The 23,971-nt window shown below is 62.8% G+C and carries 21 protein-coding genes and 1 pseudogene; 7 read left to right on the plus strand and 15 right to left on the minus strand.

Annotation, left to right across the window (positions count from 1 at the left end; translation table 11 throughout):
- Positions 1-278 precede the first annotated feature (278 nt).
- The 3 genes and pseudogenes from KZJ38_RS23620 to KZJ38_RS23630 form a co-directional block, all read right to left on the minus strand.
- A pseudogene (locus KZJ38_RS23620) lies at positions 279-1,517 on the minus strand (acetamidase/formamidase family protein); the annotation flags it as partial.
- Positions 1,517-3,205 carry an amino acid ABC transporter permease/ATP-binding protein gene (locus tag KZJ38_RS23625; protein ID WP_219802114.1) on the minus strand — a complete coding sequence of 563 codons (1,689 nt, stop codon included), beginning with the start codon at positions 3,203-3,205 and terminating at the stop codon, positions 1,517-1,519. The gene KZJ38_RS23625 and the pseudogene KZJ38_RS23620, both read right to left, overlap by 1 nt.
- A 13-nt stretch (positions 3,206-3,218) precedes the next feature.
- Positions 3,219-4,154 carry an ABC transporter substrate-binding protein gene (locus KZJ38_RS23630; protein ID WP_219802115.1) on the minus strand — a complete coding sequence of 312 codons (936 nt, stop codon included), beginning with the start codon at positions 4,152-4,154 and terminating at the stop codon, positions 3,219-3,221.
- Between the two features lie 308 nt (positions 4,155-4,462).
- On the opposite strand from KZJ38_RS23630, the gene KZJ38_RS23635 reads away from it, so the two are divergent.
- The 5 genes from KZJ38_RS23635 to KZJ38_RS23655 all read left to right on the plus strand — a co-directional run bounded on the left by KZJ38_RS23635 (position 4,463) and on the right by KZJ38_RS23655 (position 9,589).
- On the plus strand, positions 4,463-4,663 hold the full coding sequence (locus tag KZJ38_RS23635) for a hypothetical protein (protein ID WP_219802116.1): 201 nt from the start codon (positions 4,463-4,465) through the stop codon (positions 4,661-4,663).
- A 179-nt stretch (positions 4,664-4,842) separates the two neighbouring features.
- On the plus strand, positions 4,843-6,504 hold the full coding sequence (locus KZJ38_RS23640) for a methyl-accepting chemotaxis protein (protein ID WP_246641969.1): 1,662 nt from the start codon (positions 4,843-4,845) through the stop codon (positions 6,502-6,504).
- 223 nt (positions 6,505-6,727) lie between these two features.
- Complete coding sequence (locus KZJ38_RS23645) at positions 6,728-7,912, plus strand: amidohydrolase family protein (RefSeq protein WP_219802117.1); 1,185 nt, start codon at positions 6,728-6,730, stop codon at positions 7,910-7,912.
- A gap of 140 nt (positions 7,913-8,052) precedes the next feature.
- Positions 8,053-8,490 (plus strand): GNAT family N-acetyltransferase, encoded by a 438-nt coding sequence (locus KZJ38_RS23650; protein WP_219802118.1) that lies wholly within the window; start codon positions 8,053-8,055, stop codon positions 8,488-8,490.
- Positions 8,491-8,611: 121 nt separating this feature from the next.
- Positions 8,612-9,589, plus strand: a complete 978-nt coding sequence (locus KZJ38_RS23655; protein WP_246641970.1) for an alpha/beta fold hydrolase — start codon at positions 8,612-8,614, stop codon at positions 9,587-9,589.
- Between the two features lie 35 nt (positions 9,590-9,624).
- Here KZJ38_RS23655 and KZJ38_RS23660 read toward each other — a convergent pair whose 3' ends face one another.
- The 5 genes from KZJ38_RS23660 to KZJ38_RS23680 form a co-directional block, all read right to left on the minus strand.
- The gene (locus KZJ38_RS23660; RefSeq protein ID WP_219802119.1) at positions 9,625-10,302 is read right to left on the minus strand and encodes a response regulator transcription factor; all 678 of its coding nucleotides are present in this window, start codon (positions 10,300-10,302) and stop codon (positions 9,625-9,627) included.
- A 499-nt stretch (positions 10,303-10,801) separates the two neighbouring features.
- Positions 10,802-12,115, minus strand: coding sequence for an ATP-binding protein (locus tag KZJ38_RS23665; protein WP_219802120.1), 1,314 nt, complete (start codon positions 12,113-12,115; stop codon positions 10,802-10,804).
- Positions 12,116-12,409: 294 nt separating this feature from the next.
- Entirely contained in the window at positions 12,410-12,757 is a 348-nt protein-coding gene (locus KZJ38_RS23670; RefSeq protein WP_219802121.1) for a hypothetical protein, read from the minus strand.
- A gap of 143 nt (positions 12,758-12,900) precedes the next feature.
- Positions 12,901-13,533 (minus strand): hypothetical protein, encoded by a 633-nt coding sequence (locus KZJ38_RS23675; RefSeq protein WP_219802122.1) that lies wholly within the window; start codon positions 13,531-13,533, stop codon positions 12,901-12,903.
- A gap of 294 nt (positions 13,534-13,827) precedes the next feature.
- Positions 13,828-14,121 carry a hypothetical protein gene (locus KZJ38_RS23680; RefSeq protein ID WP_219802123.1) on the minus strand — a complete coding sequence of 98 codons (294 nt, stop codon included), beginning with the start codon at positions 14,119-14,121 and terminating at the stop codon, positions 13,828-13,830.
- Positions 14,122-14,291: 170 nt separating this feature from the next.
- Here KZJ38_RS23680 and KZJ38_RS23685 point away from each other — a divergent pair, with 170 nt between their 5' ends.
- Positions 14,292-14,480, plus strand: coding sequence for a hypothetical protein (locus KZJ38_RS23685; RefSeq protein WP_219802124.1), 189 nt, complete (start codon positions 14,292-14,294; stop codon positions 14,478-14,480).
- Positions 14,481-14,495: 15 nt separating this feature from the next.
- On the opposite strand, the gene KZJ38_RS23690 is transcribed toward KZJ38_RS23685, so the two are convergent.
- The 7 genes from KZJ38_RS23690 to norR all read right to left on the minus strand — a co-directional run bounded on the left by KZJ38_RS23690 (position 14,496) and on the right by norR (position 22,595).
- Entirely contained in the window at positions 14,496-15,164 is a 669-nt protein-coding gene (locus KZJ38_RS23690) for a MarC family protein (protein WP_219802125.1), read from the minus strand.
- 153 nt (positions 15,165-15,317) lie between these two features.
- Positions 15,318-16,880, minus strand: coding sequence for a DHA2 family efflux MFS transporter permease subunit (locus tag KZJ38_RS23695; protein ID WP_219802126.1), 1,563 nt, complete (start codon positions 16,878-16,880; stop codon positions 15,318-15,320).
- Positions 16,881-16,977: 97 nt separating this feature from the next.
- Positions 16,978-18,285: an HlyD/EmrA/EmrK family protein gene (locus KZJ38_RS23700; RefSeq protein WP_219802127.1), complete on the minus strand. Its 1,308-nt coding sequence runs from the start codon at positions 18,283-18,285 to the stop codon at positions 16,978-16,980.
- A complete protein-coding gene (locus tag KZJ38_RS23705; RefSeq protein ID WP_246641971.1) occupies positions 18,282-19,739 on the minus strand; it encodes an efflux transporter outer membrane subunit in 1,458 nt (485 codons plus the stop codon). Before KZJ38_RS23705 ends, KZJ38_RS23700 begins: the two co-directional genes overlap by 4 nt.
- 54 nt (positions 19,740-19,793) lie before the next feature.
- A complete protein-coding gene (locus tag KZJ38_RS23710) occupies positions 19,794-20,231 on the minus strand; it encodes a MarR family winged helix-turn-helix transcriptional regulator (protein ID WP_219802129.1) in 438 nt (145 codons plus the stop codon).
- 159 nt (positions 20,232-20,390) lie between these two features.
- Positions 20,391-20,828, minus strand: coding sequence for a MarR family winged helix-turn-helix transcriptional regulator (locus KZJ38_RS23715; RefSeq protein ID WP_219803590.1), 438 nt, complete (start codon positions 20,826-20,828; stop codon positions 20,391-20,393).
- Positions 20,829-20,987: 159 nt separating this feature from the next.
- Positions 20,988-22,595 carry a nitric oxide reductase transcriptional regulator NorR gene (gene norR, locus KZJ38_RS23720; protein WP_219802130.1) on the minus strand — a complete coding sequence of 536 codons (1,608 nt, stop codon included), beginning with the start codon at positions 22,593-22,595 and terminating at the stop codon, positions 20,988-20,990.
- A 124-nt stretch (positions 22,596-22,719) separates the two neighbouring features.
- Between norR and hmpA the strand changes: the two genes are divergently transcribed.
- The gene (gene hmpA / locus KZJ38_RS23725; protein WP_219802131.1) at positions 22,720-23,904 is read left to right on the plus strand and encodes an NO-inducible flavohemoprotein; all 1,185 of its coding nucleotides are present in this window, start codon (positions 22,720-22,722) and stop codon (positions 23,902-23,904) included.
- Positions 23,905-23,971: the final 67 nt, after the last annotated feature.

Below are 23,971 nucleotides of genomic sequence, written 5' to 3' on the forward strand. Positions count from 1 at the left end.
CGCAGCACCAGACGCGTTATCGCGGCTAGACAAGGCAACCTTTATGCCATCGCTGCCCGAAAAGCGGCGCGCGCAATGTGCGGCGCATAGGCGTGCACGCCGCGCAAGCAAACGGAATGCACAGGAAGCGCGCAACGCCCTGTCGACGGGCATTGGCGCGCGCATTCCTGCGCCAGAGTCGCGCACATGCACTGTGCTGGCGCGCAAAAGGCAACGGGGCAATGCGCAACGTCCAGCAGCGTCAGCAATGCGTCAGCGAAGCCGCAAAGGGAATCGAATCATCCGGCAACGAACATGTTCTTTCGAATCGACCCGTGCACGCCCCAGTTGCCGTCGACCACTTGCGTGACGCCAAAATCCGCCGCCACCGACATCAGCGCAATCGCTTCGTCTTCGCTCATCCGGTGCACCGTCATCAGAAAACGGCGCAGCTTGCGAAACGCGTCGCGCATCGCCTTATCGAGGCTTGCGTGCTGCGCGACCTCGAGTTGCGCGTTCGGGCCGAGTTCCGCGAGGTAATTCGCGAACGTAAAGCCGTACACCGACCACAGCTCGTCGGTTTCGAGCATCGGATGCGTGAGTCCTTCCAGCGTCGTGCCGGCGAGATCGTTCTTTTTGTGGAGCACGAATTCGAAGTCGCCGGTCAGCGAGCATTCGATCGCCGTGCCGCCAAGTTCGCTGTCGCCTTGCGCCGCATGCGGATCGCCAACGGAAAAATACGCACCGTCGACCGCAACCGGGTAGTACATCTTCGCGCCCTTGCCGACGCGCCAGTCGTCGATATTGCCGCCCGTATGTCCCGGCGGAATCGAACTCACGTAGTCGGATTCGGCGGGCGCGAGGCCCATCGTGCCGAAATGCAGACGTGCCGGCACTTTCACGTTCGGCAGGATGTGTTCGCGCTTGCGCACGAGCGTGTGATCGACCTTGACACCCGGATAGTCGATCGTCGCATGCACGACCCCGTCGGGGTCGGTCTGCGGCGTCCACACGTAGTTATAAACCGCGCGTGCATACGGCTCGCCGGCGGTATCGAGCTCGAATATCGTCACGACTTCGCGCGGCTTCGGTTCTTCGATCAGATCGCGGTAGTGAAAGCCCCACGACGCCGCGACATTCGAACCAAAGCAGCGGCCCGCATAGCACGCGCTGCAGCTCGGCCGCGGACGGACGTCGAGAATCCGTACTTCGAGCACATCGCCCGCTTCTGCACCTTCGATGGCCACCGGCCCCGTCAGCAGATGCACGCCGACGCCCTCGCCGGAGCCGAGCTTGAACGGCCCCTCGGTCGGGCCCGCGCCACGGCGCGGCACAGCCTTGTGTTCGCGCGTCCAGTGAAACACGCTTTCGGCGCCGGGGTCGCCGGCAATCATTCGCTCGTGATCGTCGTTCGCGTGATGGGTCAGCGTTTCGATCGTCACGCGGTCGCCGGAACGCACGGTCAGCGAGGGTGCAACCTGCTTGCTGAAATAACCCCAATGAACCGTTTCCGGCGATACGGGAAGTGTGTGGTGCTTCATATCGTTTCGGACCTCGTGGCCAGTTCAAAACCGGTATCGGCGCCCATCACGCTGAGGAACTTCGTCGTCAGCGGATGTTGCGGATGCCTGAGCAGTTCATGCGCCGGCCCTTGCTCGACGACGTTGCCGCCGCTCATGAAGACGACGCGATCGGCAACCTGATCGGCAAAGCGCAGCTGATGCGTGGAAATGATCATCGTCAGTCCTTCCTCGAACGCGAGCCGCTGGATCACGTCGAGCACTTCGCCGACCAGTTCGGGGTCGAGCGCGGAGGTCGGCTCGTCGAGCAGCAGCACACGCGGACTCGGCGCCAACGCGCGCGCAATCGCGACACGCTGCTGCTGGCCGCCCGACAGATGGCGCGGCAGGGCATCGGCGCGATGGCTCAGGCCGACGCGTTCGAGCAGTTCGCCCGCACGGCGGTCGGCCTCGGCGGCCTGCATCCGATGCACCCAGCGCAACGGACCGGCGATGTTTTCGCGCGCGCTCAGATGGCTGAACAGGTTGAACTGCTGGAACACCATACCGACGCCGACGCTCGCGCGTTCGTTGGCAATATCGCGTGCGCGCATCGGCCGGCCGTCTTCGCGATAGCCGAGCCTGCGCCCGCCCACGTGAATCTGCCCCGCATCCCATTGCTCGAGATGGTTGATACAGCGCAGCAGCGTGCTCTTGCCCGAGCCGCTCGGGCCCAGCAGCGCGATGACCTCGCCCGCTTGCACGGTCAGATCGAAGCGGTCGAGCACGGTCTGCTTGCCGTAGCGCTTGTGCAGACCCGTTACACGGACCGCCGCGGGACGCTGCGCGAGTTGTGCGTAGCGCTTTGCGCGATCCGCCGGCGACGCAACGGCTGCGCGCAACGGTTCCGGCGAGGACAGCGCGGCGGATGCGGATGTGGACGCAGACGCCGCGGATTGCAACGCGGCATCCGCTGCTGCGCCGCCGTTACCCACTGCATTCGCCTGCACGTCAGCATCATCGGCGTCTGCGCTACGGCGACGCCACGGCAAAAACCGCGTAAACCGCTCTGAAGGAGCGCGGTCCAGATCCAGCGCTGATTCGGCGAACAGCTGAATCAGCGCAATCGCGCCGGTCAATAGCAGATACATCAAACCGGACGCAAAGAAGATCGAAAAGAAATCGAACGTCGAAGACGCAAGCTGCGTACTGCGCAGCGTCAGTTCGTCGACTGCAATCACCGACGCAAGCGACGAGTTCTTCAATGCGCTCACGGACTCGTTGCCCAGCGCCGGCACGATCGTGCGGATGGCTTGCGGCGAGATGACGCGTCGCATCAGCACGGCCGGCGTCATGCCGAGCGCCTGCCCGGCCAGCAGTTGTCCGCGGTCGACGCCGAGCACGCCCGCGCGCAGGATCTCCGCGATAAACGGCCCTTCGTTCGCCGCGAGCGCAAGCCCCGCGGCGCCCAGCGCGCTCAGCTTGAGCCCGATGTGCGGCAGCGCGTCGTAGGCGAACACGAGTTGCAGGATCAGCGGCGTGCCGCGGAAAATCACCGTATAACCGCGCGCGATCGCCGCGAGCGGGCCCACCTTGCTCAACTGCATCGCCGCAAGCACGAGGCCCACCAGCAGTCCGCCGGCAAGCCCGAGCACGGTCACGGCGATCGTGAAGCCGATCCCGTGCAACAGATACGGCAAGCTCAAATAGTGCAGAAACAGATCCATCGGGCGGCCGCGATCAGTTCGAAACGATGAGCTTCGGCGCTTCGAGGTTTTCCGACGGCAGCGACCACTTCTTCAGCAGTTCCGCCTGCGCACCCGACTTCTGCAGCGCGACGAGCGCTGCCATGACCGCCGCGCGAAACTCCGGCTTGTCCTTCGGTACACCGATTCCCACCGAATAGGGCAGCGTGACGGCCGTGGCCTTTTCGAGCTTGTCCGGATAGGCCTTGACGGCCTGATCGACGGTATTCACGTCGTTGATATAGGTATCCGCGCGGCCCGCGAGAATCGCCTGAATGCAGTTCGCGTTGTTGTCGTAGAGCTGGACGGTCGCTTCCGCTTTGCCCGCCGCCTTGCATGCGGGGGCGAGATTGTTGATCAGCGGCACTTCGACATAGCCGGTGTTTTCCGCTGCAGTCATGCCGCACATCGACGCGTTGATGCCGGTGATCTTCTTCGGGTTGCCCTTCGCAACCAGCACGCCGTCGAACACCTTCGAATACGTGATGAAGTCCGCCGCCTTGGCGCGCTCTTCGGTCGCGTAGATGTCGGAGATCACGATGTCGGCCTGGCCGCTTTGCAGCGTCGTCAGCAACGCGGCGAACGTCACCGGCTTATAGGCCATCTTGAAGCCGAGGCAATCGCCGATCGCTTCGCCGAGGTCGATATCGAAGCCGATGTATTTGCTCGGGTCATTCGGGTCGAGCGCTTCGTAGCCCGGCGTATGCGGGTTAATCGCGTTGGTCACCGTTTTACCCTTGTATTGCGGGTACTTCGCCTGCAGCGCCTTGCACTCCGCGGGCGTCGCGGTGCCTGCAGCCATGGCGGGGCGAGTGCCCGCCACCAGCAGCGCCAGCAGACAGAGCGCGCCGATAACGAGTTCGCGCCAGCGCCCGCGAGCGGCCGCCGAGCGGCGCCGGCCATGCCCGTAGTCGATAAGTTCTGTATGCATCGGGAGACTCCGTGAGCGGCAGATGTCAACGGCACACACCATGTTTGCCTCATTGCATCGCACGGAGCCAAGCGTAGGCAGCCGAAATTCGACGGACTTGTCTCGGCGCGCACAAATACCTGGATTCAGGCGAAGAAGCGGGGCCCGACCGACGCGGGAGCGGGCCAATGGACCGGCCGCCGCGATGAGTCGAATGAGCAGTTTGCTGATCCGCGTTGCCATTCACGCGGCGCATGGCAAACCCTAAAGTTCACCCATGCTGTACGAAAACGGTAACCCCTAAACCCCACTCCTTCTGGAGATCCATCATGGTCGGAACCTTTGCTTTCGCTTACTGGGTCAGTCTCTTCGCACTGTTCGCCGTGTTCGCTGTCACGGGCATGTTCGGCATCGGCACCGCGTTTAGCGCACTGCTCAAGGTGCGCGCTTATCCGGCGCGCGTGCTCGGCGCGGTGGCCGGTGCGGTGATCGGCTTTGCGCTGCTCGGCGCGCTGCCGATCTTCGGTTGAGTCGGCAAGCGGCGCGTTGCGCATCGTCAGTGACCGCGCGCGCCGCCCATTTCCGTCAAGTTATCGGGCCACGCTCACGGCTGTTGCCGTCCCTGCAGTATTTTCAAAATCTTTGCATACTACGCGCGACGGCTTTCGCGCCGAATCACGAAAGATAGAAAATCACTAAGAGGTGGTAGATGAAAACAATGACGGGGTGGACCGTCCGGGGTAGGCTGGTCGCGGGTTTCGGATCGGTTCTTGTCGCAGTGATCGCGCTCGCCGCGATCGCAATCTTTCAGGTCGAGAACGTGCGCATGCGGCTCGACGACATCATCGATGTAAACGGCGTGAAAGAACGCTATGCGATCAACTTTCGCGGCAGCGTTCATGACCGTTCGATTGCAGTGCGCGACGTGACGCTCGTCCCGCCGGACGAACTGCCGAAAGTCATCGACCATATCAACAGCCTCGAGGCCGATTACGAGCGCTCCGCGCAGCCATTCAGCCAGATTTTCGAGCAGGCGACCGACGTCACGCCCGAAGAGCGGCAGATCTACGGGCGTATCACGGCCGCGCGCGAACGGACGATGCCGCTGATCAGCCGCATCATCGAGTTGCAAAAGAACGGCGACACCGACGGCGCACGCAAGCTGCTGCTTGCCGACGCACGGCCCGCCTTCGTCGATTGGCTCGCGGCGATCAACACGATGATCGACTATGAGGAATCGCTGAGCCAGGACGAAGGCGAACGCGCGCGCGAGATCAGCAAGCAGTTCCGTCTGCTGATGGCAACGCTCACCGCGCTCGCCTGTCTGTTCAGTGCGGGCGTCGCGTGGCTCGTGGTGCGCAATATCACGCGGTCGCTCGGCGCGGATCCGCGCGACATGATTGCGTTTGCGGAGTCGATCGAGGCAGGCGACCTGTCGCGCCGCGCGCCGGTGCGGGCCGGCGACACGTCGAGCGTCATGGCGACCGTCACGCGGATGCGCAATAACCTCGCTGACATCGTGCAGCAGGTGCGGCAAGCCGCGCACGGCGTCGCCGACGCGAGCCGCGAGATCGCGCAGGGCAATGGCGATCTCGACGAGCGCACGCACGGCCAGGCGGCCGCGCTCGAACAGGCAACCAACGCGCTCGGAAAGTTCGACGCCAGCGTGCAGTCAAACGCGGATAACGCGGTGCACGCCGACGAGCTCGCGAAGCGCGCGTCGGTGACGGCAAGCGAAGGCGGCGACGCGGTCGGCCGTGTCGTCGATACGATGCATGGCATCAATACGTCGTCGAACCGCATCGGCGAAATCATTTCGGTGATCGATTCGATTGCCTTCCAGACCAATATTCTCGCGCTCAATGCGGCTGTCGAAGCCGCACGCGCGGGCGCGCAAGGCCGCGGGTTCGCGGTGGTCGCGGGCGAGGTGCGCGTGCTTGCGCAACGCAGCGCGGAAGCCGCGCGCGAAGTCAAAACGCTCGTTCAGGAGAGCAGCGCGCGTGTGAACGAAGGAACCCGCCTCGTCGACGATGCCGGTTCGACGATCGCCGAGGTCGTCTCGTCGTCGGGCAGCGTGACGACGATCATGAGCGAGATCAACGATGCATGCCGGCAACAGACGCAGCAGATCAGCGAAGTGCGCGCGATGATCGATCAGCTCGAAAACGGCACGCGCCAGAACGTGGCGCTCGTGCAGCAGTCGGGCGCGGCGGCCGACGCGCTGCTCGAACAAGCCGAGCGTTTGTTGACGGCGGTGGGTGTGTTCAAGCTCGACGGCAGCGCTTCGGAACGCAACTGGGACGACGCCGGATCGGCCTTCAGTGCAATGGCATCGCGTGCTGTCCCGATGCTTTCAGCCGGTGCGGCCTGAGTCCGGCTTTCGTCGTTTTTGTTGTTTTCGTTGCGAGCGCAACTTTCGACTGAATTACCGCTGACTTGATCGAAAATATCGTTTGCCTAACCATAAGTAACCACAACAATCGGTAATGGAATAGCCATTCCGCCGCGCACGTTCTTCGTTCGACTCGACCGCCCCGCATTGCATGATGCCGGGCGCCGAGTCCCATCCAATCATGACGAGAACGAGGTAGAACGTGGCGAATAATGTCCCCAGCAATACCGATGATTTCGATGAACCGGCTGCCGCGCCCGGCATCGGGCGCCGTTCGTTCATGCTCGGCGTGCCCGGCGCGCTGCTAGCGGGAGCGTCGCTCGCATCGCCATCCGCAGGCGCGGCTACGGCCGATGCATCCGCAAGCGACGTCCATGACGATCCTGTCAAAATTCCGTCACGGCCGTGGAAGGTAGCCTTCGAAGAGCATTACATGACGTCGCATTTCGACAGCATCGTCCGTAAGGATACGAAAGTCGCGGCGCGCACCGGCGTTTACGCCGACCTGCTCGACGTCGACACCAAACGCATCGAATTGATGGATCGCGCGGGCATTCAATATGCGATCCTTTCGCTGAACACGCCCGGCATCCAGGGCGAGACCGATCCCGCCGCCGCGGTCAGCGACGCACGCTACGCCAACGACGAACTGCGCCGCATCGTCGACCGGCATCCGGGCAGGCTTGGCGCTTTCGCCGCACTGCCGATGCAGGACCCGGCCGCCGCCGCGGACGAACTCGATCGGGCCGTGCGCGAACTCGGATTTCATGCACCGCTCGTCAACAGCTTCTCGAATCTGCACACGGAAAACGGCGTCGTGTATCTCGACGAGCCGCAATACCTGCCGTTCTGGGAACGCGTGCAAGCGCTCGGCGTGCCGTTGTATCTGCATCCGCGCAATCCGGTGCCAAGCCAGCAACTGATGTTTCGCGACCATCCCGAGTTGCTCGCGGCAACGTGGGCTTATCTCGTCGAAACATCGACGCACGCGCTGCGTCTGATTACGAGCGGCCTGTTCGATCGCTACCCCGATTTGCAGATTTGTCTCGGCCACCTCGGCGAATCGCTGCCGTTCATGGCGTGGCGCGTATCGGCCGTCTATGCGCGGCACGCACATCGCGTCAAACTGAAACACGACCTGCTGACGTATCTGAAGACGAACTTCCGGTATACGACCGCGGGTTTCTTCGATACCACGGCGACGGTTGAAGTCATGAATTTCGTCGGCCGCGATCGCGTCTATTTTTCGACGGATTATCCGTGGATGGATATGGTGCAAGGCGGACAATGGCTCGACAATGCGGAATTGAGCGATGCCGACCGCTGGCGGATCGGGCGCATGAATGCCGTTGAGCTTTTCAAGCTCAAGCTTGCGCCAACTGCCTGACCTTATGCGCGAACGCATCTTCCAAAAGTTTGGACGCGGGGACTGAAGCGAATAGCCGGATGCGCAAGCATGCTTTACGATGCAGGCGATCGTCTTCCCGATGCAAACCACGACAACAAAACAAACCGGAGACAGATGCGATGAACGACGCAATCCGCCTGCGCGCCGCAACGCCCGACGACGAACCGTTTCTGATCGAGCTGCGCAAGATCACCATGACCGCGCATCTCGAGCGCGCAGGCGAACCGGTCGACGACGAATCACACCGGCTGCGCGCGCGTTCGAACCTGCATATTGCGCAGATCGTCTGCTGCAACGGCGAAGACATCGGTCTGATCAAGCTCGTTCGCGCCGAAACCGACTGGCTGCTTCAGCAGATACAGATACTGCCCGGCCATCAAGGCCGAGGCATCGGTACAGCGGTGATTCGTGCCATGCTTGGCGAAGCGCGCCAGGCACGCGTCACCGTTACGCTAAACGTATTGCACGGCAACCCGGCGCGGCGCCTATACGAACGACTCGGCTTCCAGGTGACCGGCGAAACCTCAATTGAACTGAAAATGACCTGCAGGCCTTAGCATCGCCGCGTGCATCATCGGATCGCATCACCTCATTTTCGTCTCACTTCCGGTCGATAGAATGGCCGCCGACGTCACAATAAACGCGCTCGATTCATCTTCCAGAACGCGAGGGCTTCCAATGAACATTCGTCGAAAACTTGCCATGACGCTGGCCGCTTCGCTGTGCGGGCTGACCGCACTTGCAACGGCGGCATCTGCAGCAACCGCGCATGCGGACATTCAACGCTATACACCGGAACCTATGTGCAAGACGATGGACCCTCAAACCGGCATCGAAGCCACCGCGCGCGAACAGATTGCTGAAACGCCGCGCGGCCAGTTCGCTTACTACCGGCTCGGCCAGGGTAGCCCGCTCGTGCTCGTAACGGGTTTTCGCGCGACGCTGACCGAATGGGACGCAGCCTTTCTCACTGAACTCGCGAAGCATCACGACGTGATTGTGTTCGACAATCGTGGTGTCGGCCGCTCGGAGGCCGATACGAGCACGTTCTCGATCGACGATATGGCGCGCGATACAGCCGCACTGATCGATGCGCTGCATCTGCAGAAGGCGACGGTGGTCGGCTGGTCGATGGGCGGTGCGATCGTTCAGCAACTGGCCATCGATTCGCCCGCGTCGATCGGCAAGATGGTGCTAATGAGCGCGCCCGCGCCCGGCAGCTTCGGCATTCCCCTCTCACCGCAAGTCGAGGCAACACTGTCCGGCAAGCCCGGCGTCACGCTGGCCGACGTGATGGGCGTACTGTTTCCCGCCGCCGATGTGAGCAACGCCGAGCGGTGTTTCAAGCAGGATATGTTCACACCGGCGGATTACGGCAAGCACCCGATTTCGAGCACCGTGACCGCGGGCCAGACCGAAGCGCTGCGCAACTGGGAATCGAACGACCAGGCGGGGCAGGCGCTGCGCGCAGTGCGCATCCCCACGCTCGTGATGAGCGGCAACGACGATACCGTAGTGGTGCAGAAGAATGCGGAAGCGTTGAAGCAGTTGCTGCCGCATGCACGCTTGCTGGTCGTCGATGGAGCGGGCCACGCGATGATGTATCAATATCCGGTGGCGCTTGCACGCACCATCAACTCATTTGCAGGCGAGTGAATCGCGGGCACACCGCAACGCACCGCCGCTTTGCTTCAGGTCTTCGCGGCGGCGTCGTTCAGCATCACCGTCCAGCCGAGTCCGCGCACATTGCGTATGACGGACAGGCCGAACTTCTTGCGCACTGAGTGGATCAGCACGTCCACCGCATTGCTCTCCACCTCTTTTCCCCACCCATACAGGCGGTCTTCGAGCTGCTCGCGCGACAGAATCGTGCCGGGCCGCTCGAGGAACGCGAGCATCAGCGCGAATTCGCGCGCGGACAGCACCGACGTCACGCCTTCGACGCACAGCGTGCGCTTGTCGAGGTCGAGGCTCAGATGTTCGTCGCCGAGACGCGACACCGCATAACCGGCCTTGCGCCTGATGACCGCGCGAATCCGCGCGAGCAGTTCGGGCACCTGAAACGGTTTGAGCATGTAGTCGTCGGCGCCGAGATCGAGCCCCTGCACGCGCGCGTCGAGATCGTCGCGTGCGGTCAGGATCAGCACGGGAACCGGATTGCCTTTCGAGCGGCAGGTTTTCAGCAGTTCAATGCCGCTCATGCCCGGCAAGCCGAGATCGAGCAGCACGACCGTGTATTCGGCGGCTTCGATCGCCGCGCAACCGGCTATGCCGTCGCGCACCCAGTCGACGCTGTAATCGGCGTCTTTTAGCGCACGCAGCAGGCTTTGTCCGATCTGCAGGTCGTCTTCAATCAGTAGCACTCGCATGATGTCGTGTCACGGCAACGGGAACGGGTGTTCGATTTGCGGCGCGAGGCCTGCGGAAACCGGCCGGTGGACCGGGTTCGAGGCCAGGCCGGAGCCCGCCGGCGCGTGCAATGAAGACCTGGAAGAAAGCGGGGGGAGCGGCGCCGGGTATCGGAATAATAGCCGACTCGCGAGCAATCAGGACAACGGAAATAGCGCACGCTGGCTTCGTTGTCCGCACCACTAGTCGGATTGCATAACGGCGCGGCAAATGATCGGCACGCGGCGCTTGATGCAAAAAAAAGGCCGACCGCAAAAAAGCGGCCGGCCGAAAGATTCTGGCCTAAACCGATCGCCGAGCCAGAATCAGAGGGGCCGTCAATGCGGATCAGCGGGGAGCGTGATGATTCGCGGCCTTGTCCTCGGGACACAGCTCAATCGTACGTGCGAAGAATTAGCTTTGAATGAGCGAAGCGGCAGGCGGCCAAACCGGCCGCCCGTATTGCCGGGCGCTAACTCGCTAGCTCGCGCGCGTGAAACCGATCGACGCGATGATTCCCGTCTGGCCGTCGTCGCGATTTCTCAGCGACGCGGTGCCGCCATATTTGGCGACGATCGCCTTCACGATGGAAAGGCCAAGGCCGCTGCCTTCAATATCGGTGTTCGCGCGAAAGAAGCGGTCGAACACGCGCGGCAACAGCTCCTCCGCAATACCGGGACCCGTATCGATCACTTCGATCCAGACCATGTTGTTACGCACCTCGGTGCGCAAGTCGATCTTGCCGCCGTCGGGCGTATAGCGGATCGCATTGCTGACGAGGTTGCGGATCGCGATGCCGAGGTCCGCTTCGATCGCCCGCACCTTCGCGCTCGCCATCTCTTCCGCGCCGATGTCGATATTGCGTTTCATCGCGATCGGCAGCACTTCGGCGACGGCCGCGACCACCACTTCCGACACGTCGACCTGCGTCACCGCCTCGCGCTGCAGCGACGCATCGGCGCGCGCGAGCCGCAGCATTTGCGCGATCATGCTGCCGCTACGCGCAATGCCGCGGCGCAGTTCCTGGAAGCGCTCCTGATTGCCCGGCGCGATATCGCGCTGCAAATTGTCGGCCTGCAATTGCAGCGCGGTGAGCGGCGTGCGCAGTTCGTGCGCCGCATCGGAGATGAATTTCCGTTCGCTCTCGATCGAGCGCGCGAGACGCTCGATCATGCGGTTGATCGAATCGATAAACGGGCGCAGTTCGATCGGCACGCCTGTTGTCGGCAGCGCCTGAAGATGCGCGGCGTCGACTGCTTGCACCTCTGAGCCGAGGCGGTTCAACTGGCGAAACGAGAAGCGCACGACCAGCAGCACCGCCGCACAGACGAGCGGCACCAGCACGAGAATCGGCCACAGCGTGTTGACGGCGGCCTCCTCCGTAATTTCATGGCGTACCGACGAACGTTGCGCCACCTGAATCACCTTCGGCGGGTCGCGCAGCGTGTAGATGCGCCACTGTTCGCCGTTGACCATCTCGGAGGCAAAGCCGGCCGGCGCCTCGCGCGGCAGCGGTAGCGAAGGTTCGGTCGAGCGGTATGGCGTTTCGAGGTCGTCGCGCCAGATCGTGATCAGGATGTCGCGCGCCGGCTGCGAGCCGCGTGCCGGAATCGTGGGAATCGCATCGCCGAGGCTGCCGCGCAACCGGTTGGCGACCTGCTCGAGACGCATATCGAGCAGCGCGCTCATGCCCGCTTTGGACAGCTGGTACGAGCTGATGCCCTGCACGATGCCGACTATGCTGACGACCGCACACAGCGCAAGGACGAGTTGGGTTCTTAATGACTTGATCATGGCGGCGCGGCGACAGAATGACGTTGACGAAGACGCCCGAGTCCATCCGGAAGCGGAACACCCGGCCCGCGCAAGCGGAATCCGGCCGATCGCGAAGCGACGAAACAAGCCCTCGGCAAGGGCCTTTTAGCGAATCGATTCTACTCTACGTGCCGGCGCGTAACGCCTGATGCAACGCGCGCATGAACGGCACGCACGCAAAGGGCGCGCAGCTCAAAGCTGCACGCCCTCGGTAAAGTTTGGCGCTGTTTCCGTTTCTTTAGCGCGTTGGCAGGAAAATGGCGCCCGCACTGATCAGTGATGCTGATAGATCGAGTTCAGGCCGATATCGTTGACCGGATTGAATGCAGGGGCGCCGGACTTCGAGCTGCCGCTCGCCACGCCGCCGTAGCTATCCGCACTGGCTGCTTGCGCCGAATCGTTGGCCGGGGCTTGCGCCGCTGCTTGTGCCGGTTCATTTGCCGCGGCCGGTTGGCTTTGGTCGGCCGCAGGCGCGTACCCGACTTCTTCAATCTGAATGATCTGCACATACTCGCCGGCATCGGCAGGCTGTTGAGCCGACTGCGGCGCGGTCTGCGCAAAGCACGCGACCGGAAGAGCAAGAGCGGCGGCAACGGCAACGACTTTGATCAGCGATTTCATGGTAATTCCCTCCAGTGGTTTTGATGGTTTGTGGTTCAGGCGTTGTGCTTCCCACGGAAACCATCGTACTGGGCGAGAATTAGCGGAAAATGAGTGATCCTCCGTTCGCGCGACGTCATGCTCTCGTATGTCGCGTACGCGGCTTAGCGTGCTCCCGCGAATACAAAGACATCTGATCGGTTGGCGTGCGGCAGCGCGACAAGCAGCTGCGATTCGTCGAGCACTGCGGCGCCCGATACCGTTGCATTGGCATCGATACACGGCGCGCCGCTGTACGTGACCGACACGTCGTAGGCGGTAATGCCGCTACTCGGCGTCAGCGTGCCGCGAAACTCGCAGCCGTTGGCGGTCTTGCCGGCCAGCAAGCCGCTCGAGGTAACCGTCACCTGGGTGGCGGTCGCGCCCTGCAGCGAGCTCCCCGTGCCGCTATACATGCCCTGGACCGATGCGAGCGACGGCGGTTCACCGAGGATCAACCTGGGGCTAGCGTTGAACGCGACGTTGTCCGTCTTGTCGCCGGGCACTGCGACAAAGCCGCTCACGGCCGGCGAGCGTGCAAAGTCGATATCCACTTGCACCGGCGTCGCCTTGCGCGGCTGAACGAGCCGATAGCGGGTGGCCTGCTTGCTTTGGTACTTGCCGTCCTTTGCCTGTTCGGCGTTACGTACGATGACGACGTCGTCGATGGCAGGCCGCGAAGCCGATGGCGTTCGATAGAAGAGGTACGCGCTGCCGTCGAGCTTCGTGAGCAAGGTCAGCCTTTGTTGCGTGGACAACGGTCCTGTGTAGATGCCCGCGGAAGACTGAATGACAGGGGTTGCTTCAGATTCAGATTCGGAGGAGAGCTTGCTGCTGCTGCATGCGGCAAGGGAAACGCACAGCGCGACACCAACGGCAGTTGTTTTCATGGTCGAGAGCCTGCGTGGGTACGGAACTCTCGCAGTGTGCAGCGTTTTTTGCCGGTTGTCGTCAGAAAATCGGCGGTGAATCGTCAAAAAAATCGAAGCCGGCCCGCGCGATGCGCGAAGCCGGCCTCATGATGCGAGCCCAACCGGACGATTCGCCGGTCGTCAACGCCAGTATGTGTATCCGTAGTAGTGCGGACGGTGCCACCAGTACGGATTACCGTAGTAGCCGGCGACGACCGGCGGAGCCGCATACACCACCGGCGCGGGCGGCGGTGCGTAGTACACGGGCGGAGGCGGCGCATAAACCGGATAAGCAGGCGCGGGCACGACCGGCACAGCCGGCACGATAGGCATGACCGGCGCGATGCCGACGCCGACGAACACATGCGCCTGCGCGACGCCGATCATTCCGCCGGTCAGCGCGGCGGCGACTATCAGGTGGCGGATCCCTTTCATGGTTTTTCTCCTCGAACAGTGATGCAGTCGTTCGATGCATCGTTCAATCGGGATTCTGCGCGCGGACAATGAGCAAAGAATGAGGACGGAATACGGCGCCTCATTTACCGCTCATTCGCGCTCCCTACGATGCAGGCATCGATACTGCACGACCCGCACAGGAGACAATCATGTTTGCGTGGCTAGCCGAAAAACTGGAGGCGCTGTTTGCACCGGCCGCTAACGATAGCGCCGCCGCGGGCCGCTTCGCGCCAGCCGACGACCCACTGGAATTCGATTACCGGATGCGGCTGCTCGGCCTGAACGATTGTTCGTACCATCTGCATTCGAACGTGATGCCGGGCGACAAAGACCGATAAGAAGGCGTAGCGCGGCTACTTCAAATGTACCGATGCGAGCAGCTCGGCCATACCGAGCCATGCGATCTGCACGCCAATGCATAACAGCACGAAGGCAAGCAGCCGCATCGCGACCTGAATCCCGACCGCGCCGAGCAGGCGTTCGAGATGCCCGGCGAAGCGCACGCAAATGTAGATGCTCGCGCACAGAATAGCGAGCGCGATGCCGACGCCGGCGAGGTGAACCGGCGCCAATCCTTCCCGCGGCGACCCCGTGCCCAAAGCAATGGCGACTGAAATCGCGCCGGGTCCGACGGTGATGGGCAGCGTCAGCGGATAGAACGCCTTCGCGCGCAGCGATGTGCCGTGTTCGATCTGCGCTTCGGTTTCTGCGTCCTTTTCGGCGTCGTCGTCGGCGGGCGCCTGCAGCAGCGTCCAGCCGGCAGCCGCAATCACGATGCCGCCGGCCACACGCAAGACGGGTACCGAGATGCCGAAGAACGACAGCACATAAGCGCCGATCGACAACGAGCCCAGCAGAATAAACAGGCTGTTGATCGAGATACGCATGGCCAGCTCGGCGCGTTGCGCCTGCGTCACGTGCGGGATCATCGTCAGCGTGATGATCGCGGTGGCCGGCGGGTTGATGACCGGGAACAAACCGGTCACCAGCAGCAAAGTGGTCTTGAGCAGTTCGTTCAGCATAGGCTGGGCGTTCGTGGGCTCCGACCGCATTTTTACCAGGGTCCCGCGCGCCTGGCAAGGTGAATTCGGTGCCGCCTGGGGTAGGCACTCAGTGCGGCCGTTCAGTGCGGCCGTTCAGTTCAGCCGTTCAGTGCTTCCGCTCAGTGCTTCCACTCAATGCGCGGGCGACGCTGCGCCTCCCGCTCCGCCGCCCTTGGCCGGCTTCGTCAGCCAGATCAGCGGAATGATCACGATAAAGATCACCGCCGACAGCCAGAATATGTCGTTCAGCCCCAGCATCGCGGCCTGTGCGTTCAACGACCGTTCGAAGAACGCCAGCGCCTGGCTGCTGTCCCCGCCCAGCGTCGAATGCAGCGAATCGACCGCGCCGGTAAACAACGGGTTATTGACGCTCGCCTGCTCCATCAGTTGCGAATGATGGAGGATCGTACGATTGTTCCAGCCCGTCGTCGCAAGCGAGGTGCCGACGCCGCCCGCGAACACCCGCACGAAGTTCGACAGGCCGGCGGCCGCCGGAATCCGTTCGGGCGGAAGGCCCGACAGGATGATCGCCGTGAGCGGCACGAAGAACAGCGACGTCGGAATGCCTTGCAGCAGCGTCGGCAGAATAAGCGTCCAGGCGTCGACGCCGGTCGTGTAGTTCGAGCGCATGAAAAACACGATTGCATAGCCGACAAACGCGAGCGTCGCGAGAATGCGCGCATCCGATTTCGGCATGATGTTCGCCATGACCGGGGCGAGCAGCACGGCGAAGATGCCGAGCGGCGCGGTCACGAGGCCCGCGTCGACCGAGCGATAGTTCAGGAAGCCCTGAATCCACTGCGGCAGAATCACAAGATTCGAAAAAAACACCGCATACGCAACGGAAATCGCAATCGTGCCGCCGCGGAAATTTTGCACCGCGAAGAGCCGAAGATCGACAATCGGCGCCTTTTCCGTCAGCTCCCAGATCAGGAAAAAGGTGAAGCTGATGCCCGCGACCACGGCAAGCACGCAAATCACCGGCGAATTGAACCAGTCAAGGTCTTTGCCTTTGTCGAGCATGATCTGCAGCGTCGCCACCCAGGCGATCAGCGACAGCAGGCCGATTTTGTCGATCGGCAAGCGCCGCGCCGGCGTTTCGCGCTTGCGATAGATCATCCATGTCACGGCGGCCGCGAACAGGCCAACCGGAATGTTGATATAGAAAATCCACGACCACGAATAGCTGTCGGTAATCCAGCCGCCGAGCGCCGGGCCCGCAATCGGGCCGACCGTCGCCGTCATCGACCACAGCGCGAGCGCGGTCGAGCTTTTCGCCTTCGGATACGAAGCAAGCAGAATAGCTTGCGACAGCGGGATCAGCGGCCCCGCCACCGCGCCTTGCAGGATGCGCGCGGCAAGCAGCACAACAAGGTTCGGTGCGATGCCGCACAACCACGACGACAGCACAAACAGCAGAATTGAGCCGACAAACAGCTTGATTTGGCCGACCCGCTGGGTGAGCCATCCGGTCAGCGGAATCGCCACCGCATTCGCGGCGGAAAAGAGCGTGATGACCCACGTGCCCTCGTCGACCGATACGCCGAGATTGCCGGAAATGGTTGGGATCGCAACGTTCGCGATCGACGAGTCGAGCACATTCATGAACGTCGCAAGGGCAACCGCGAGCGTCGCGAGCACCAGCTTTCCGCCGGAAAGCGGCGGTGGACTGGCTGTGTTCGTCGAAGCATTCATGATGTCGTTTCCTTCGGTTCGCTGGTGTTTTTTTTACTAAAAATCTGACTTGTCAGATATGCCGATAAAAAAATTGTCGACGTGCTTGTGGGTTGGCTCAGCCGGCTGGTTGTGCGGAGTCGCGCCGCGCAGCGGCATTTGCAGATGCAGATTTGGCCGAACGGCCCGGCTTTGCGTCGCCTGCTGCGACCGGGCCCTCGCCTACCGAGTTCTGAGCGATGATGCGTGCGATTTCGTCGTCGGCCTGCGCGCCGTAGTCGGCGAAGACGTCGGTTCGATAGCGGGTGTTGAGCGCCGCGCCCAACTGGCTGCCCGATTCGTCGCGCGTGTCGACATCGACCTGCATCGACAGGCCGATACGCAGCGGGTGCGCCTCGAGTTCTTTCTGGTCGAGCTCGATGCGCACCGGCAGACGCTGCACCACCTTGATCCAGTTGCCGGTCGCGTTCTGGGCCGGCAATAAGGCGAATGCCGCGCCAGTTCCCGCTGAAAACCCAACCACGCGTCCGTGATATTCGACGCCGCCGCCATAGACATCGGCGGTCAATGTCACCGGCTGGCCGATGCGCATGTGGCGCAACTGGCTTTCCTTGTAGTTCGCGTCGACCCACACGCCGTCGAGCGGCACGATCGCCATCAGCGGTGTGCCCGGCGCAACGCGTTGACCGACCTGCACCGAGCGCCGCGCGACGTAACCGGTAACCGGCGCGGGCAAGGTGTTGCGCGCATATTCGAGGTATGCGGCACGCACTTTCGATGCGGCGGCGCGTACGTCCGGATGGTCGGCGACCGTCGTGCGGTCGGTCAGCGCGCGGTTCGACTGGGCCTGCTGACGCGCCGCGTCGAGCGCGGCTTGCGCGGCGGCCACCGCATCGCGCGCGTGAGCGACATCTTCGGCCGACACCGCGCCGGTACCGGAAACGGCTTGCCGGCGTCGCAAATCGGCAGTCGCGCGGTCGAGGTCGGACTTGCGCTGCGCGACCGTCGCGCTATAGAAGTCGTTGTTCACATACAGGCTGCTGACGCGCCGCACCGTCTGCCCGAGCGTCGCTTCGGCATTGCCGAGCGCGATCTTCGCATCGGCTGCGTCGAGCGTGACGACCGGCTCGCCAACCTTGACCGTCTGCGTATCGTCGGCGTTAACGGCCACGACAGTGCCCGTGACTTGCGGTGTCAGCTGGACGAGGTTGCCGCTCACATAGGCATCGTCGGTGTCCTCGTGGTAGCGCGCATAGGTCATGGAATACGCGCCGTACGCCGCGCTCGCCACGACAATCGCCACGCCGAGCAGCGAGAGCAGCAGCTTGCGCTTACGCGACTGCGGTTCTGCTTGCGGCTCCGCTTTGCTTTGCGACGCAGCAGCTGCCGCAGGCCTCGTCTCGTCCCGGATATCTGTTTCGCTCATTTCAATGCTCCAAGGCTGGGTTGTTCTTGTGTGTCCGTATAGCCGCCGCCCAGCGCCTGGGCGAGCGCGATCTGCTGGTCGCGGCGATTCATCCGCAGGTTCGCGACCGCCTGATCCGCGGACAGCGCGGTCACGTCCGCGTTGAGCACGGTCAGCTGATTCGTGAGGCCGGCCTTGTATTGAGTCAATGCAAGTTCGTCGGCGCGGCGTGCGGCGCTTTGCGCGGTCTGCGCATCGGTCAGTTGTCCGTCGGTTGCGCGGATATCGGCGAGTTGCGTCGCGACCTGGCTCAGCGCGGTGACGAGCGTCTGGTTGTAGGTCGCGACCGCATAGTCGAATTCCGCGTAGCGTCCTTTCAGCTTCGCGCGCAACTCGCCTGCGTCGAAGATCGGCAGATGAATGGCAGGACCGACCGAGGCCGTGCGGCTCGCCGCCGTCAGGAAGCGGCCAAAGCCGAATGCGTCGAAACCGATCGCTGCGCTGAGGTTGATGTCGGGATAGAACTCGGCCTTCACCGATTTCACTTCGTGCGTGAGGCCGTCGACCCGCCAGCGCGCGGCGACGATATCGGGCCGGCGGCTCACAAGGTCCGCCGGCAGGTTGTCCGGCAGCCGCACTTCGTCGCCGATGCCGAGCGTGGGACGCGCGATCGCGAGCCCACGGTCCGGACCTGCACCGAGCAGCGCGGCGATCTCGTAGCGCGTCGTCACGATCGAGCCGTCGATCGCCTTCAGGGCCGCGCGGCTTGTCGCAAGATTCGCTTGCGCGATCTTGAGTTCGACGTCGGTATCGAGGCCCGTCGCGATACGGTCCGCGGTCAGGCGGTCGATCCGTTCGCGTTGCGCGATTTCCTGCGCGGCGATATCGCGCAACACATAGAGCCGGGCTAACTGGTTGTATGCGCGCGCGACCGCTGTCGTAAGCGTCAGCCGCACGACTTGCGCGTCCGCTTCGCTGGCCTGCAGTTGCGACAGCGCCGCCTTCAGCGCTTCGCGGTTCTTGCCCCACAGGTCGAGTTCGTACGATGCGCTGAGCAGGCCGGTGTTCTGCGATTGCCAACTCCCGGCGTACGGCGGCGGAATATACGAGGAGCCCGAAAGCTGCTCGCGCATATACGAATAGCTCGCGTCCGCGCGCGGCAAGGTCGCGGCCTTTGCGGTCTCGCTATAGGCCGCGGCGGCCGCGACGCGGGCACTCGCCTGTGCGATGGTCGGGCTGTCGCGCAAAGCCTCGTCGATCAGCGCTCTCAGTTGCGCGTCGCCGAACTGGTCGGCCCAGTTGGCCGCCGGCCAGCGGCCGCCTTCGGCCGGCACGCTCTGCTGTGTGGCGTATTGCTGCGGTTCGGCGATCTGCTGATCGCCATGGATGCCCGCATAGTTCACGCACGCGGACAACGCCACCGCGCCGACCACTGAGATGCCCGCTCTCAGTCCGCGTGACGCGCAATGTGTCATTTTTATTTGACTATCCATTTTCTGACCTATCAGATATACGAGTAAAAAAATCGCTCACTCTTTTATCAGCTTGTGCAGCAAGCGGCGCAATTCGTCGTACTCCACGTCGGAGAAGTCCTGCAGGCGCTCGTTGAGCACGTCAGGTGCGACTTCCGTGATGCGCAGCGCGGCCGCGTACCCTACCGGCGTAAGCTGCAGATTCACCACCCTGCGGTCCGCCAGATCGCGTGAACGGACGAGCAAGCCGAGGGCTTCGAGCTTGTCGAGGATGCGCGTCATCAGGCCGGTGTCGACGCTCAGGTGCCGTGCCAGACTGGCAGGCGTCGTACATGAGCCACGCAGCAGCGACATCAGAATTCCGGAATGTTGGGCCCTGATGTTCAGTTCCTTCAGCGCGGCGTCCATATCCGCCGCCAGCTGGTTACGCGCCTTGTTCAGCAGGAAACCGACGCTCTCGGACTGCTGGTAGTTGTCTGGCGTATAGAACGGCATCTCTGACTCCTCATTTGCTGCACGAACAATAGCTGATATGTCAGATATGTTCAAGCGGATTTTTTAGCGCGCTTTTTGCACGACGCGTTTCCCACGAGCTAGCGCGGCGAAGGAGAATACAGGGAAAGAAAAGATGGCGCCGCAGAGGGCGCGAGACGCTTATTCGGCAATGAACTTGCGCAGCAGACGGCGCAATTCCTCAACTTCTGCCTTCGTGAATTTCTTCAGGCGTTCGTTCAGTACGGCGGGTGCGATTTCGGGGAGTCTTGCGGCCACCGCGCGGCCGGCGCCGGTCAGCGTCAGATTGACGACGCGCCGGTCTTCGGCGTCGCGCGAGCGCACGACTAGCCCTTTGGTTTCGAGCTTGTCGAGCATGCGGGTCATCAGGCCCGTGTCCATGCCGAGCAACTTCGACAACTCGAACGGTGTGCTCGCGGTTTGCTGCTTCAGCGCCAGCAGAATGCCCATCTGCTGACTCGAGATATCGACTTCCTTAAGCGCCGCGTCCATTTCCATCAGGATCAGATTGCGCGCCTTGTTCAGTGCGAAGCCGATACTGTCCATCAGATTGAAATTCTCTTTGGTGTAATGCCGCACGGGAATCTCCTCGATGAACGCATGCTGGTGGCTGACTGACAAGTCAGATACTACCAAATCAGTTCTCGAACGACGAGCGGAGCCGGCGCGCACCCCGACGCACACCCGCCACCTATCCGGCGCACAGGCAAGCGCCGCGGCCATCGGGCCGCTGGCCTCTCACTTCAGACCCAGGCGCTTCGCGAGCCGGTTCAGATTGGCGCGGTCCATTCCAAGCGCACGCGCGACGGCCGCCCAATTGTTGTCGTGTCGCTCGAGCGCGTCGGCAACGAGCGAGCGTTCGAACGCGGTAACCGAGCTGCGGAAATCTTCGAGCGGCGCGTCCGCCGCGTCGGCGCCATTCTGCATGTCGTGCTGCGCGGACCGTGGCGCGGCAAGCGACCCGTGCGCCGTCGAGATGCCGAGATCGGCCGCGGTCAGCGTCAGAATGCGCGGCCGTTCGCGATGCCGCGACAGCGCCTTGAAAGCGCTGCGTCCGATCATGTGCTCGAGTTCGCGCACGTTGCCGGGCCACCGGTACGCGAGCAATGCCGTCTGCGCATCGCTCGCAAGACGGATGCTCAGGAGCCCGAGCCGCGCGCGGTTTTCTTCGAGGAAGAATCCGGCCAGCAGCAGAACGTCGCGCCCGCGCTCGCGCAGCGGCGGCACGCGCAGCGGGTAGACGCTCAGCCGGTGATACAGGTCCGCGCGGAACCGGCCGGCGCGCACTTCTTCGGCGAGATCGCGGTTCGTCGCGGCAATCAGCCGCACATCGACCTTGTGTTCGCTGTCCGAGCCGATGCGCTGCAGTTGCCCGTTTTGCAGCACGCGCAGTAGTTTCGCCTGCACGGCAAGCGGCAATTCGCCGACTTCGTCGAGCAGCAGCGTGCCGCCGTCGGCGAGTTCGAACTTGCCGCGGCGGTCCGATGACGCACCCGAAAACGCGCCGCGCACATGGCCGAACAGTTCGCTTTCAACCAGTGTGTCGGGAAGCGCCGCACAGTTCAGGCTGATCAACGCCTTGTTTGCACGCGGCGAGCCCGCGTGAATCGCATTCGCCACCAGCTCCTTGCCGACACCGGTTTCGCCCGTGACCAGCACGGTCAGGTCGCTGTTAGCGACCGTCCGGATTTCGTCAAGCAATTGTTGACGCGCAGCACTGCTACCGATAATTTCGCGCGTTTTTGTACCGCTCGCCTGCCGGTACGCTTCGGCTCGCTCACGCTCCTCTTCGGTTACGCGTGCGAGCGAGTCGATACGCTCGGCGACACTGACCGTGGCAGCAGCAAGACTCAGGAATGCCTGCAAAAGGTGCGTGTCGAGGCTATCGAAGCGCGCCGGGTCCAACGCGTCGAGTGTCAGCAGGCCCCACGGGCGTCCATTGATATAGATCGGGCAGCCGAGACAATCATGTACTTCGAGATCGCCGCTTACGCCTTGCACCAGGCCATCGTAGGGATCCGGCAAGCCCGAATCGGCGGGAAAACGGGTGGGATCGCTGCGCGCGAACAGCGCGACGAAACGCGGATGGTCGCTGACGCGAAAGCGCCGGCCCAGCGTATCGCTCGTCAAGCCGTCGATCGCGAGCGGCACGAGCATGTCGCCTTCGAGCCGCAGCAGCGCGGCCGCGTCGCCCGGAAACAGCTCGCGCAGCGTCGCGAGGAGACGCCGGTAGCGCTCGCTATCGGACAAGTCGTGCGAGAGGTCCTGAACCAGCGGGATCAGCGCGTCAAGCACGCCGGATGCAGTCACTTTGACTTCGTGCGCAGTCGATTCGACTCGTGTCATAGCCACTTCGTCTATTCGTAAAGCACTGATTTTAATACAACTCAGAGCTGGCCCGTTCTATGCGTTATTCCGCCCGAGTTTAAGCAGGGCATTCCGCCTATTTTCATTCGAAGGGGTAAGTTTCATGCTGTCGACCGAACATCGCACTATCGTCAAAGCCACCATTCCGCTGCTCGAAAGCGGCGGCGAAGCCCTCATTTCTCACTTCTACAAGACGATGCTCGCCGAGTATCCGCAAGTGCGCCCGCTGTTCAATCAGGCGCACCAGGCAAACGGCGATCAGGCGCGCGCGCTGGCCAACGGCGTGCTGATGTACGCACGCCATATCGATCAGCTCGAGCAGCTGGGCGGTCTGGTTTCGCAGATCGTCAACAAGCACGTATCGCTGAATATCCTGCCCGAGCATTATCCGATCGTCGGCGCGTGTCTGCTGCGAGCGATCCGCGAAGTGCTCGGCGCGGAGATCGCCACCGACGCGGTCATCGAAGCGTGGGGCGCGGCCTACCAGCAGCTTGCCGATATCCTGATCGGGCTCGAGGAAAGCGCGTATGCGACGAAGGCGGAGGCGCCGGGCGGCTGGCGCGGCACGCGCAAGTTCACGGTCGCGCGCAAGGTGCGCGAAAGCGATGAGATCACGTCGTTCTATCTGCGCCCCACGGATGGCGGCGCACTGCTCGACTTCAAGCCGGGCCAGTTCATTGCGCTGCGTCTGATGATTAACGGCGAGGAAGTGCGCCGCAATTATTCGTTGTCGGCCGCGCCGAACGGGCATGAGTACCGGATCAGTGTGAAGCGCGAGCCGAACGGCAAGGTGTCGAATTACCTGCACGATCATGTGATCGAGGAAGACACGCTCGATGTGTTTGCGCCGTCCGGCGACTTCACGCTCGAAGACAGCACGAAGCCGCTCGTGCTGATCAGCGGCGGCGTGGGTATTACGCCGACGCTTGCGATGCTGCGCGTTGCGCTGAAAACGTCGCGTCCCGTGCACTTCATCCATGCCTCGCGTCACGGCGGCGTGCATGCATTCCGTCACTTTATCGACGAGCTCGCCACGCGCAACCCGCAACAACTGAAGCGCTTCTACGTGTATGAAAAGCCGCGCGCGGAAGACAGCGCGCATGACGCAGCGGGCTATCTCGACGAAGCGCGGCTGCGCGAATTCATGCCGGCTTCAAGCGACGTCGATGTGTATTTCCTCGGGCCGAAAGCGTTTATGAAGGCGATCAAGAAGCATCTGAAATCGCTCGGCGTGCCGGCGGCCCAGGCGCGGTATGAGTTTTTCGGGCCGGCTTCTGCGCTGGACTGACGAGCCGCGTGATGCGCGAGTAATGCGCGAGCGGAGCGAGTGAAGTGACCTGATGTGAAAGAAGAGA

The sequence above is a fragment of the Paraburkholderia edwinii genome (genome assembly GCF_019428685.1).
GTDB lineage: Bacteria > Pseudomonadota > Gammaproteobacteria > Burkholderiales > Burkholderiaceae > Paraburkholderia > Paraburkholderia edwinii.